A 14,097-nucleotide genomic window follows, 5' to 3' on the forward strand; every position below is an offset into this window, starting at 1 on the left:
ACGACGTGCCTTTGTGCTTCCTGCCTATTGCTCCGGACTCCAAGAAATGAATGCTGAAGACTCCTTGAAACTTGCTCGCCGGTTTATCGGGTTACCCCTGGAAAAACGCCAAGTATTCCTGCAGGCCTTGCAGAAAGAGGGCGTGGATTTTTCCCGGTTTCCGATTCCGGCAAGCGTGGAGGCAGAGGATCGCCAGGCGCTCTCGTACGCGCAGCAGCGTATGTGGTTTCTGTGGCAATTGGACCCGGCCAGTGGCGCCTACAATCTGCCCGGCGCCGTGCGACTCAAGGGTGCGCTCAGCCTGCGTGCGCTGGAGCAAGCCTTCGCCAGCCTGGTGGCGCGGCATGAAACCTTGCGCACAGTCTTCCAACGCCAGGCCGATGAACGTCTGACCCAGGTTTCGATAGAGCCCTCGCTTGTCGTCGAGCATCTGGACTTCAGCGCCATGGCCGCCGTTGAGCAGGAGCAGGCCGTCAACGACGCGGCGACGCGTCAATCGCTGCTGCCGTTCGATCTGGAACACGGCCCGTTGCTGCGCGTGCAATTGCTCAAGCTCGATACGCAGGAGCATGTGTTGCTGCTGACCCTGCACCACATCGTCTCCGACGGCTGGTCGATGAACGTGCTGATCGACGAGTTCATCCGCTGCTACGACGCCCACGAGCGCAATGAGGCGCCGCAATTGCCGGCATTGCCGATCCAGTACAGCGACTACGCCCTGTGGCAGCGCCGCTGGTTGGAAGCGGGAGAGCAGGCACGTCAGCTCGAGTACTGGCAGGCGCGTCTGGGCGACGAGCATCCAGTGCTGGAACTGCCAACCGACCACCCGCGCCCGGCGATGCCGAGCTACCAGGGCACTCGCCATAATTTCGCGATCGACCCAGGCCTGGCTGCGCAACTGCGCGCCTGCGCGCAAAAACACAACGTCACGCTGTTCATGCTGTTGCTGGGTGCTTTCAATGTGCTGCTGCACCGTTACACCGGGCAGGCAGACATTCGCGTCGGCGTGCCGATCGCCAATCGCAACCGTACCGAAGTCGAAGGGCTGATCGGCTTTTTCGTCAACACTCAAGTCCTGCGCACCGAACTGACCGGGCAAACCCGTGTTGGCGAACTGCTGCAAGGCATCAGGGAGCACGCGCTGGGCGCCCAGGCTCATCAGGAATTGCCCTTTGAGCGCCTGGTGGAGGCCCTCAAGGTCGAGCGCAGCCTGAGCCATACGCCGCTGTTTCAGGTGATGTACAACCACCAGCCGGTGGTGGCCGACATTGCCAGCGTCAACACCGCTTCAGGCCTTGAGCTTTCGCTGGTGGAATGGCAAGGGCGCACCACCCAATTCGACCTGACCCTCGATACCTATGAGAAATCCGGCACCCTGCATGCTGCGCTGACCTACGCCAATGACCTGTTCGAGGCGCCTTCCATTGCGCGCATGGCCCAACACTGGATCAGCCTGCTACAGGCGATGGTGGCCGACGGCGAACAGCGCGTGGGTGAATTGCCGATACTGGCTGACGATGAGCAGCACGTACTGGTCCATGCGTGGAACCAGACCGGCGAGGCGTACCCGACCGAGCGCGGCATCCACCAACTGATCGAAGACCAGGTGCAGCGCACACCGGACGCGCCAGCCTTAGTGTTTGGCGCAACCACCTTGACCTACGCCCAACTCAATGCCCGCGCCAACCAACTGGCCCATGCTTTGCGCGAGCAGGGCGTGGGCCCGGACGTGCTGGTGGGGCTGTGCGTCGAGCGCTCCGTCGAAATGGTGGTGGGCCTGCTGGCCATCCTCAAGTCCGGTGGCGCTTACGTGCCGCTGGACCCGGAATACCCGCAGGAACGTCTGACCTACATGATCGAAGACAGTGGCATCACGCTGCTGCTCAGCCAGCAAAGCCTGCTCGCCGCCTTGCCGGTCGAGCGTATTCAGGTGATTGCCCTCGACCAGTCGGCCAGTTGGCTGGAAGGCTACAGCAATGCATCGCCCGACAGCGGCGTCCACGCACTCAACCTGGCCTACGTGATTTACACCTCCGGTTCGACCGGCAAGCCCAAGGGCGCAGGCAACAGCCATCGCGCCTTGGTCAACCGCTTGTGCTGGATGCAGCAAGCCTACGAATTGACGGCCAGTGATGCGGTGCTGCAGAAAACCCCGTTCAGTTTTGACGTGTCGGTGTGGGAGTTTTTCTGGCCGCTGATGACCGGCGCGCGCCTGGTGGTCGCAGCCCCTGGCGAACACCGCGAGCCGGCCCGGCTGATCGAAACCATTGACCGCCACGCCATCACCACTTTGCACTTCGTGCCGTCGATGTTGCAGGCGTTTATCCATGAGCCCGGCGTGCAAGGCTGTGCCAGCCTCAAGCGCATCGTCTGCAGCGGTGAAGCCTTGCCGCTGGATGCGCAACGGCAGGTCTTTGCCAAGCTGCCAGCAGCCGGGTTGTTCAACCTCTACGGCCCGACTGAAGCGGCCATCGACGTGACCCACTGGACCTGCATCGATGAAGGCGCCGACAGCGTGCCCATCGGCCGGCCCATCGCTAACCTCGCCACCTACGTGCTCGACGCTCAGCTCAACCCGGTGCCGGCCGGTGTGTCCGGCGAGCTGTACCTGGGCGGTACCGGCCTGGCGCGCAGTTATCACCGGCGCCCGGCGCTGACTGCCGAGCGTTTTGTGCCGAGCCCGTTCGTCAACGGCGAGCGCCTTTATCGCACCGGCGACCGCGTGCGCCAGCGCACTGACGGCGTGATCGAATACCTCGGCCGTCTTGACCACCAGGTAAAGTTGCGCGGCTTGCGCATTGAGCTGGGCGAAATCGAAACGCGCCTGCTCCAACACCCTTCGGTACGTGAGGCAGTGGTGCTGGTGCAGGGTGGCAAGCAGTTGGTCGCCTACCTGGTGCTCGACAGCGAGGAGCCAGCGGACCTCAAGGCCTGGCTGCTCAGCAGTTTGCCGGAATACATGGTGCCGACCCATTTCGTCGTGCTGACCCAGTTACCGGTCACCGCCAACGGCAAGCTCGATCGCAAAGCCTTGCCACTGCCGGAGGCTGCGCCGCAACAGGCATTCATCGCGCCTTCGAGCGACCTGCAAAAAGCCCTCGCGGCGATCTGGAGTGATGTACTCGGCGTTCCACACGTGGGTGTGGACGACAACTTTTTCGAGCTGGGCGGCGATTCGATCATCTCCATCCAGGTGGTCAGCCGTGCCCGTCAGGCAGGCATTCGCCTGAGCCCGCGCGACGTGTTCCAGTACCAGAGCGTGCGCAGCCTGGCGCTGGTGGCGAGCTTCGAGCACGCAGTGGTTATCGATCAGGGGCCGGTCGCCGGTGAGGTGATTCTGACCCCGGTGCAGCAGGCCTTTTTCAGCCAGGCAATTGCTGCGCGCCACCACTGGAACCAGTCACTGTTGCTGACCCCGCGCGAAACGCTGGAACCGGCGCCGCTGGACGCCGCCCTCACACAGTTGATCAACCACCATGACGCCCTGCGCCTGAGATTCACCCGGCAGGCCGAAGGCTGGCAGCAAGCCCACGCCGCACCGGCTGCTGAATCTGTGCTGTGGCAATCGAGCGTCGACACCAAGGCTGAATTGGCCGCGTTGTGCGATGAGGCTCAGCGCAGCCTGAACCTGGAACAAGGCCCGATGCTGCGCGCGGCGTTGGTCACCCTGGCTGATGGCGCCCAGCGACTGCTGTTGGTGGTCCATCACCTGGTGGTCGATGGTGTGTCGTGGCGCGTCCTGCTGGAGGATCTGCAAAAGGCTTACCGCCAGGCCGCATTGCCCGCCAAAACCAGCAGCTATCAACAGTGGGCGCAGCAGCTGCAGGCGCACGCGCACACGCTGGATGAGCAACTGCCTTTCTGGCTGGCGCAGTCCGGCGATGCCGAGCTGCCATGCGATAACCCGCAGGGCGGCCTGCACAATCGCCTGGGCGCCACGCTTGAAACCCGCCTTGACGCCGAACACACCCGGCAACTGCTGCAAGACGCGCCAGCGGCTTATCGCACCCAGGTCAACGACCTGCTGCTGACGGCGCTGGCGCGCGTGATCAGCCGCTGGAGCGGCCAGGCCGCCGCGCTGATCCAGCTGGAGGGCCATGGTCGCGAAGACCTGTTCGACAGCCTCGATCTGAGCCGCACGGTCGGCTGGTTCACCAGCTTGTTTCCGGTGCGTTTGCAGGCCGCAGGCACACTGTCGGATGCAATCAAGTCGATCAAGGAGCAACTGCGCGCGGTTCCGCAAAAGGGCGTGGGCTACGGCCTGCTGCGCTATCTGGGCAAACCGCAATCGCGTGAAGCCCTGGCCGATTTGGCTGCGCCGCGTATCACCTTCAACTACTTGGGGCAGTTCGACCGCCAGTTCAATGAGTCAGCGCTTTTTGTCCCGGCCAGCGAAGGCAGTGGCCAGGCGCAGGACCCCGAAGCACCGTTGGCCAACTGGCTGACGGTGGAAGGGCAGGTGTATGGCGGTGAGCTGTCGCTGCAATGGGGTTTCAGTCGCGAGATGTTCAACGCTGCGACCATTCAGCGCCTGGCGGATGACTACGCCACGGAACTCAAGGCGTTGATCGAGCATTGCTGTGCGACGCCTGCCGGGCAGGTCACACCGTCGGACTTCCCGCTGGCGCGTATTACGCAGCAGCAGCTGGATGCGCTGCCCGTGGCCGGGCCGGACATCGCCGAACTTTACCCGCTGTCGCCGATGCAGCAGGGCATGCTGTTCCACACCCTGTACGCGCCCGAGGGCCAGGCCTATATCAACCAACTGCGCCTGGACATTGAAGGCCTTGACCTGCTGACTTTCGGCCGCGCCTGGCAAGCGGCACTGGACCGGCACGACATCTTGCGCAGCAGCTTCCACTGGCTGGGCCTGGACAGCGCCCATCAGGTAATCAGGCGCCAGGTCGACGTGCAGTTGCAGGTGATCGAGGACGTGAATGCCGACCTCGATGCGCTGGCCGATGCCGAGCGCTCAAGCGGCTTTGAACTCAATGCCGCACCGCTGTTTCGCCTGATGCTGGTGCGCAGCACAGGGTCGGCCTGGCATTTCATCTTCACCAGTCACCACATCTTGATGGACGGCTGGAGTAACGCGCAGTTGCTCGGCGAAGTGCTTGCCCATTACGCAGGCCAGACGGTGTCGGCGCCGCTGGGGCAGTTCCGCGATTACCTGGGCTGGCTGCAACAGCAGCCGTCGGGCGAGATGTTCTGGAAAAATGCCCTGGCGCCTTTGCACGCGCCAACCTTGCTGGCTCAGGCACTGCGTGCGCCGGCTGGTGGCGTGGGCATGGCTGACCATCAAGTGCTGCTGGGCGACGACTTTACCCAGGCCCTCAGCGAATTTGCCCGCCAACAAAAAGTCACGCTCAATACCGTGCTGCAAGGCGCCTGGAGCCTGTTGCTGCAACGCTACAGCGGCCAGGCTTGCGTGGTGTTCGGCGCGACCGTCGCCGGGCGTTCAGCGCCGCTGCCGGGGATTGAGCAGCAGTTGGGCTTGTTCATCAACACCTTGCCGTTGATCAGTGCCGCGTCGCCCGCCCAATCGGCCGGCGCCTGGCTCAATGAGCTGCAAGCCTTGAACCTCAGCTTGCGTGACCATGAACACGTGCCGCTTTACGACATCCAGGCGTGGGCCGGCCAGCAAGGTGCGGCGTTGTTCGACACCCTGCTGGTGTTCGAAAACTTTCCGGTGGCTGAAGCATTGAAGCAAGGCGCACCGGCAGGCCTGACCTTCGGCCGGATGCATAACCACGAGCGCACCAACTACCCGCTGACCCTGGGCGTCGAGCTCGGTGCCGGCCTGCGCCTTGACTTCAGCTACGACCGCGCGCATTTCAGCGAGCAACAGGTCAAGCAGCTGGGCGCCAACTTGCGTCATCTGCTGGCGCAACTGGTGGCGGACGCCGGTGTGCCGCTGGGTAACCTGCAGTTGCTGGACGCCACGGCACAGCGCGACGTACTCACCCTCAGCCAATCTGCCGGTGCCGCCCAGCGTCCTCAGCGCGTGCATGAGCGCATCGCTGCCCAGGCCCACGCCACTCCTGATGCGCTGGCAGTTCAGGCGGGCGATGAGCGCCTGAGCTACGCCCAGCTCAACGCGCGGGCCAACCGCTTGGCGCATCGCCTGTTGGCGCTCGGCGTGGGGCCGGGCCAGCGTGTAGGCCTGGCCAGTCGGCGTGGCCCGCAGCTGATCGTCAGCCTGCTGGCGGTGCTCAAAAGTGGCGCTGCCTACGTGCCCCTGGACCCGAAATACCCGGCCGAACGCTTGGCCTATATGCTGGCCGACAGCCGTTTGGACCTGCTGCTCAGCGAAACCGGGTTGCTTGCCGATTTGCCGTTGCCACAAGGCTTGACTCGTGTGGACTTCGGCGCATCCGGTGAAGAACTGCACACCTTCGCGGCGACCAATCCACCCAACCAAGCGGCGGCGGCCGACCTGGCCTATGTGATCTACACCTCCGGCTCCACCGGCCTGCCCAAGGGCGTAGCCATCGACCATGCTGCCCTCGGCCAATTCTGCGACAGCGCTGAGGCCTACAGCCGGCTGAGTGCAGAAGACCGCGTTTTGCAATTTGCGACCTTCAGCTTCGACGGTTTTGTCGAGCAGTGCTACCCGCCGCTGTGCGTGGGCGCCGCCCTGATCATGCGCGGCGATGAGCTGTGGGACGCCGGCCAACTGGCCCGCGAGATCGTCGAGCAGGGCGTGACCCTGGCCGACTTGCCGGCCGCTTACTGGTATTTGCTGGCCAAGGAGTGTGCCGTCGACCAACGCACCTTGGGCAACCTGCGCCAAGTGCACGTGGGCGGCGAGGCCATGTCGGTAGAAGGCGTACGCGCCTGGCACGCCGCAGGGCTGGGCAGCGTACGCCTGGTCAACACCTACGGGCCGACTGAGGCGACGGTGGTGTCCAGCGTGCACGATTGCCAACTGGCGGATGCCAGTGATGCGTTTGGCGTGCCGATCGGGCGGGCCATTGCCGGCCGGTCGCTGTACGTGCTCGACAGTGGTTTCGAACTGCTGGCCACTGACGGCGTCGGCGAGCTGTGCATTGGCGCCGAAGCAGGCCTGGCCCAGCGTTATTTCGACCGCCCGGCCTTGACCGCCGAACGCTTCCTGCCTGACCCGTTTTCCGCGGTGCCCGGTGCACGCCTCTACCGCAGTGGCGACCTGGCGCGTTACAACGAAGCCGGTGCGTTGGAGTACGTCGGGCGTATCGACCATCAGGTGAAAATTCGCGGCTACCGCATCGAAATGGGCGAAATCGAGGCCTGCCTGCAAGCCTTGCCGCAGGTGCGTGAAGCCGCGGTCATCGCCCAGCCGAGCGCGGTCGGCATGCAACTGGTCGCCTATGTGGTGCCTGCCCATGGTCAAACCCTGGACGGGCAAGCCCTGGCGGCCACCTTGCGCGAGTCTCTGCCGGATTACATGGTGCCGGGGCATTGGCTGGTACTTGACGCTTTGCCACTGAACAACAACGGCAAGCTTGACCGCCGTGCGCTGCCGGCGCCTGACCTGAACCTGCGTCAACAAGCGTATGTGGCGCCACAAAGCACGCTGCAAGTACAGCTGGCGGCGATCTGGCAAGCGGTGTTGCAGGTTGAACAGGTCGGCCTCACGGATCACTTTTTCGAGCTGGGCGGGCATTCATTGTTGGCCACCCAAGTGATTTCCCGCGTGCGCCATGACTTGAAACTGGAAGTGCCGCTGCGCGCACTGTTTGAGCAGCCGACGTTGCAAGCATTTGCCACGGCCTGCCTGGGGTTGCGTGAGCACAGCGCGCCACCGTTGCTGGCCCTGGGCCGTGGGCAGCCGATGGCGCTGTCTTTCGCCCAGGAACGCCAGTGGTTTTTGTGGCAACTGGACCCCGCCAGCGCCGCGTACCACGTTCCCACGGCGCTGCATCTGCGCGGTGAACTCGACATCGGCGCACTGGAGCGTGCTTTCCAGGCACTGGTGCTGCGCCATGAACCATTGCGCACTACGTTTGTTGAAGACGCTGAGCAGACCTGGCAGGTGATCCATCCCACCCTGGCGATGCCGGTACAGCAGGCGAGGGCGCAGGCTGCGCAAATCCAGCAGTGTGTGGAGCAGGAAATCCAACGCCCGTTCGACCTGCGCAACGGCCCGTTGATGCGCGTCAAGCTGCTGGTGATTGCGCCCGAGCACCATGTGCTGGTGATCACCCAACACCACATCATCTCTGACGGCTGGTCGATGCACGTGATGGTGGATGAGTTGGTGGCGCTGTATCAGGGCCAAGCTCAGCTGTCGGCGTTGCCGATCCAATATGCCGACTACGCCGCGTGGCAGCGCAGCTGGATGGCGGCCGGTGAAAAACAGCGCCAGCTCGATTACTGGCAAAGGTGCCTGGGCGATGAACATCCAGTACTGGAGCTGCCTCTGGACCACCCGCGCCCTGCGGTGCAGAGCTTGCGTGGCGCGCGTCAACGGGTTCAGCTCGAGCCTGCGCTGTTGGCCGACCTGAAAACCTTGGCCCAGCGCCAAGACGTGACCCTGTTCATGCTCTTGCTGGCCTCGTTCCAGACCTTGCTGCATCGCTACTGCGGGCAAAACAGGCTGCGTGTCGGGGTGCCGATCGCCAACCGCAACCGCCTCGAAACCGAGCGGCTGATCGGTTTCTTCGTCAACACCCAAGTCATCCAGGTCGACCTTGACGGGCAGATGGCCTTCGAGCAATTGCTCGGTCAGGTCAAGCAGCGCGCCCTGGAGGCCCAGGCCCATCAGGACCTGCCGTTCGAACAGTTGGTAGAAGCGCTGCAGCCAGCGCGCAGCCTGAGCCACAACCCACTGTTCCAGGTGCTGTTCAATCACCAGGACAACCTGCGCTCCGCCCCGGTGCAATTGCCGGGCCTGGCGTTAGAGCCGCTGGATTGGGACGGCCACACCACGCAATTCGATTTGAGCCTGGAAACCGAAGAGTCTGCCGACGGCCTGTGGGCCTCGCTGACCTACGCCACCGACCTGTTCGAACCCGAGACGCTTGCGCGCCTGGCGCAACATTGGCAAAACCTGCTGCGCGCTGTGGTGAATGACGCGTCGCAGGCGCTGGATGAACTGCCGATGCTCAGCGAGCAGCAATGGCAACAGACGGTGCACAGCTGGAACGACAGCCACGCCGCGTACCCGCACACGCGGTGCGTGCATCAGTTGTTCGAAGCGCAAGTACTGGCAACACCGGACGCAAGCGCACTGCAATTCAATGGCGACACCCTGAGTTACTGCGAACTCAACCGCCGCGCCAACCGCTTGGCCCATCGCCTGATTGCGGCGGGCGTCGGCCCTGACGTGCTGGTGGCGGTGCATGTCGAGCGCTCGCTGGACATGGTCGTCGGCCTATTGGCGACCCTCAAGGCCGGCGGCGCCTATGTGCCGCTCGACCCGCAGTTCCCGGCGGATCGGCTGGCCTTCATGCTCCAAGACAGCCAAGCGCAGGTGTTGCTGACCCAGCCACACCTCAATGGTCGCCTGGCGCAGCCGCAGGGCCTGCACGTGTTGCTGGTCGATGAGGCGGGCGTGGACGAACACAACCCGCAGGTCCGTGTCACGCCGGAGCACTTGGCCTACGTGATTTACACCTCTGGTTCCACCGGCAAGCCCAAGGGCGTGATGGTGCGGCATCAGGCACTGTGCAGCTTTACCTGCGGCATGGCCGACACCCTGCAGATCGGCAGTGATGCGCGGGTTTTGTCGCTGACCACTTTCTCATTCGACATCTTCGCCCTCGAGCTATACGTGCCACTGACCGTGGGCGCCACGGTGCTGCTGAGCGGCCAGGAACTGGCGCTCGACCCGGAGGCGATTCTCGATCTGGTGCACAACCAGAGCGCCAATGTGCTGCAAGCCACGCCTTCGACCTGGCGCATGCTCCTGGAAAGCCCGCGCGCGTCGCTGCTGCAGGGCATCAAATGCCTGTGTGGCGGCGAAGCGCTGCCGGTCGACCTGGCCCAACGGCTGCTCGACCTGCAGGGCCCGGTGTGGAACCTTTATGGCCCGACGGAAACCACCATCTGGTCGGCTGCTCACCGCCTGGAGCAGGCGCAGCCTTTTGTTGGTCGCCCGATTGCCAACACGTCGCTGTTCATTCTCAACGCCGGGCTGACGCCATGCCCACAAGGGGCGGCCGGTGAATTGCTGATCGGCGGCGCTGGTCTGGCGCGCGGTTATCACGCGCGCCCGGCGCTGACCGCCGAACGGTTCGTGCCCAACCCATATGGCGCACCCGGTGAACGCCTGTACCGCACCGGCGATTTGGCGCGCTATCGCCCGGAGGGCGTAGTGGAGTACATCGGTCGCGTGGACCATCAAGTCAAGGTGCGCGGTTTCCGTATCGAGCTGGGTGAGATCGAAGCCTGCCTGCGTGAGAACGCGGCGGTGCGTGAAGCCGTGGTACTGGCCGACAACGACCGTTTGATCGCCTACCTGGTGACCTGTGCTCCCGAGCAACAGGCAAGCCTGCGTGAGCAGTACAAGGCTGATCTGCGCGCGCGTTTGCCGGATTACATGGTGCCTGCGCACCTGATATTCCTTGAAACCCTGCCGCTGACTCCCAACGGCAAGCTCGACCGCAAGGCGCTGCCCAAGGCGGATGCCGAGCTGTTGCTCAAAGCCCATGTGGCGCCCGTCAGCCCGCGCGAACAGCAAGTCGCGGCGATCTGGGCCGACGTGCTGGAGGTGCCGCAGGTGGGCCTCGATGACCACTTTTTCGAACTGGGCGGGCATTCGCTGCTGGCCACGCGCGTGGTGTCGCGAGTACGTCAGGTATTGGCGTTGGAAGTCGCGCTCAAGACCCTGTTCGAACAGCCTGTGCTCGGTGACTTTGTGCGTGCATTGGGTGAGGAGGGCGTCACCGCGCCTGCACTGCTTAAGGCCGACCGCGCGCAGCCGTTGCCACTGTCTTACGCCCAGGAGCGCCAGTGGTTCCTTTGGCAGCTCGACCCCAACAGCTCGGCGTACCACATCCCCAGCGCCTTGCGCTTGAAAGGCGCGTTGGACGTGGCCGCGCTGCAACGCAGTTTCGACACCTTGCTGGCGCGCCATGAAAGCCTGCGCACGCATCTGCGCCAAGATGCGAGCGGCGCGGTGCAAGTGATTGAAGAGCTGGGCCTGATTGAAATCGAACGTTGCGATACCGATGAAGCCGGGCTCAAGAAGCAGGTGGCCGAGGCGGTCGCGCAGCCGTTTGACCTGCTGCGCGGGCCGTTGCTGCGCGTGAAATTGTTGCGCCTGGCCGCGGACGATCATGTGGTGGTGCTGGTGCAGCACCATATCGTCTCCGATGGCTGGTCGATGCAGCTGATGGTCGAGGAGTTGGTGAAACTCTACGCCGCCTTCAGCGACGGCCACACGCCGAATCTGCCGGCGTTGCCGATTCAATACGCCGACTACGCCCTGTGGCAACGCAACTGGATGGAGGCCGGCGAGAAAGCGCGCCAGTTGACGTACTGGCGTGAACAGTTGGGCGGTGAGCAGCCGGTACTGGAGTTGCCGTTTGACTACCAGCGCCCGGCGTTGCCGACCCATCGCGGTGCGCGCCTGGGCATTGAATTGGCACCGCAGCTGTTGGCTGGCTTGCGGCGTGTGGCGAAACAGGCCGGGGTCACGTTGCCGATGGTGTTGCTGGCGGCCTATCAGGCCTTGCTGCACCGCTACAGCGGTCAGGAAGATGTGCGCGTTGGCGTGCCGATCGCCAACCGCAACCGCCTTGAAACGGAGGGCCTGATCGGCTTCTTCGTCAACACCCAAGTGCTCAAGGCTGACGTCAACGGCCAGATGAGCGTGGCGCAACTGTTGCATCAGGTGCGCCAACGCTCCCTCGAAGCCCAGGCCCATCAGGACCTGCCTTTCGAGCAACTGGTGGAGGCGCTGCAGCCCGAGCGCAGCATGAGCCTGAGCCCGTTGTTCCAAGTGCTGTTCAACCACCGCGTGACCTCGGCGGGCAGCCATTTGCAGCGTTTGCCGAGCCTGCAGGTCGAGGTGTTGAGTTGGGATGAGGGCGTGGCACAGTTCGACCTGGCGTTGGATGTGGAGGAGTCGCGCGAAGCACTGCATTCATCCCTGAGTTACGCCACTGATCTGTTTGCCCCCGCGACCATCGAACGCATGGCCGGGCATTGGCAGAACCTGTTGCAGGCCATGGTCGATGATCAGCAGCAGGCCATCGGGCAGTTGAACCTGCTGAACCCGGATGAGCAGCAGCACATTCTGCACCTGTGGGATTGCACCGGCTCGGGCTTCTCAGCCGCACGCTTGGTGCACGAACTGATCGCCGACCGCGCGCGGGAAACCCCGGATGCCGTGGCGGTGAAATTCGATTTGCAGACCCTGACTTACGGCGAGCTTGATGCACAGGCCAACCGCCTGGCGCATGCGCTGAGCGCTCGTGGTGTGGGGCCGGAAGTGCGTGTGGCGATCGCCATGCCGCGCAGCGCCGAAATCATGGTGGCGTTCCTCGCCGTGCTCAAAGCCGGTGGTGTGTATGTGCCGCTGGACATTGAGTACCCGCGTGATCGCCTGCTCTACATGATGGACGACAGCCGCGCACAGTTGCTGTTGACGCACACCAGCGTCTTGCAGCAATTGCCGGTCCCGCAGGGGGTGAACACGCTGGCAATCGATCGCACCGAAGACTGGGCCCACTATAGCGACGCCGCACCGCAGGTCGCACTGGATGGCGACAACCTCGCCTATGTGATCTACACCTCCGGCTCCACCGGCATGCCCAAGGGCGTGGCGGTGTCCCACGGCCCGTTGGTGGCGCACATCATCGCCACCGGCGAGCGCTATGAAACCGGCCCGGCCGACTGCGAGCTGCACTTCATGTCGTTCGCTTTCGACGGCTCCCACGAAGGCTGGATGCACCCGCTGATCAACGGCGCCAGTGTGCTGATCCGCGACGACAGCCTGTGGCTGCCGGAGTACACCTATGCCCAAATGCACCGCCACAATGTGACGATGGCGGTGTTCCCACCGGTTTACCTCCAACAACTGGCCGAGCACGCCGAACGCGATGGCAACCCACCGGCAGTGCGCGTCTACTGCTTTGGCGGTGACGCGGTAGCCCAGGCGAGTTACGACCTGGCATGGCGCGCACTGAAACCCACCTACTTGTTCAATGGTTACGGCCCGACCGAAACCGTGGTGACGCCGCTGCTGTGGAAAGCCCGTAAGGGCGACCCGTGCGGCGCGGTGTATGCGCCCATCGGCACGTTGCTGGGCAACCGCAGCGGTTACGTATTGGACGCGCAGCTCAACCTGCAACCCATCGGCGTCGCGGGTGAGTTGTACCTCGGCGGCGAGGGTGTGGCGCGTGGTTACCTGGAGCGCCCGGCCCTGACCGCCGAGCGTTTCGTGCCCGACCCGTTCGGCAAACCCGGCAGCCGTGTGTACCGCAGCGGCGACTTGACCCGTGGTCGCCCGGACGGCGTGGTGGATTACCTGGGCCGTGTCGACCATCAGGTGAAAATCCGGGGTTTCCGCATCGAACTAGGTGAAATCGAAGCCCGTCTGCGCGAGCAGGACAGCGTCGGTGAAACCGTGGTGGTGGCACAGCAAGGCCCGACCGGCAAGCAACTGGTGGCGTATGTCGTACCCGCCGATCCGGCCCTGATCGACCAGGCCGAGTTCCGCGATGCCTTGCGCCGTGCACTCAAGACCCGCCTGCCGGATTACATGGTGCCCACGCATTTCATGTGCCTGGCGCAGATGCCGCTGACCCCCAACGGCAAGCTCGATCGCAAAGGCTTGCCCGCGCCGGATGTGAGCCTGATGCAGCAACGCTACGTGGCCCCGCAAACCGAACTGGAACAGCAGATTGCGGCGATCTGGGCCGAGGTGTTGCGCCTGCCGCAAGTGGGCCTGGACGACAACTTCTTCGAAGTCGGCGGCCATTCTTTGCTGGCGATCCAGATCACATCGCGGGTCCAGTCCGAGCTGGGCCTGGAGGTGCCCCTGGTTGAAGTGTTCCAGACCGAAACGCTGCGCGCCTATGTGCAGGCCGCCGCCACCTTCCGCGCCGGCAGCGCGGAAGATTTTGATGATCTTCGTGACTTTTTGAGCGAACTAGAGGCGATTTGAAC

General features: G+C 63.9%; 1 protein-coding gene. It reads left to right on the forward strand.

Annotated features, from left to right (window positions below; all coding sequences use genetic code 11):
* The first annotated feature begins 46 nt into the window (after positions 1-46).
* A complete protein-coding gene (locus tag AACW30_RS25185) occupies positions 47-14,095 on the forward strand; it encodes a non-ribosomal peptide synthase/polyketide synthase (protein WP_200623729.1) in 14,049 nt (4,682 codons plus the stop codon).
* The last annotated feature ends 2 nt before the right edge of the window (positions 14,096-14,097 follow it).

Source organism: Pseudomonas sp. MF6747, from assembly GCF_963890955.1.
Classification (GTDB): domain Bacteria; phylum Pseudomonadota; class Gammaproteobacteria; order Pseudomonadales; family Pseudomonadaceae; genus Aquipseudomonas.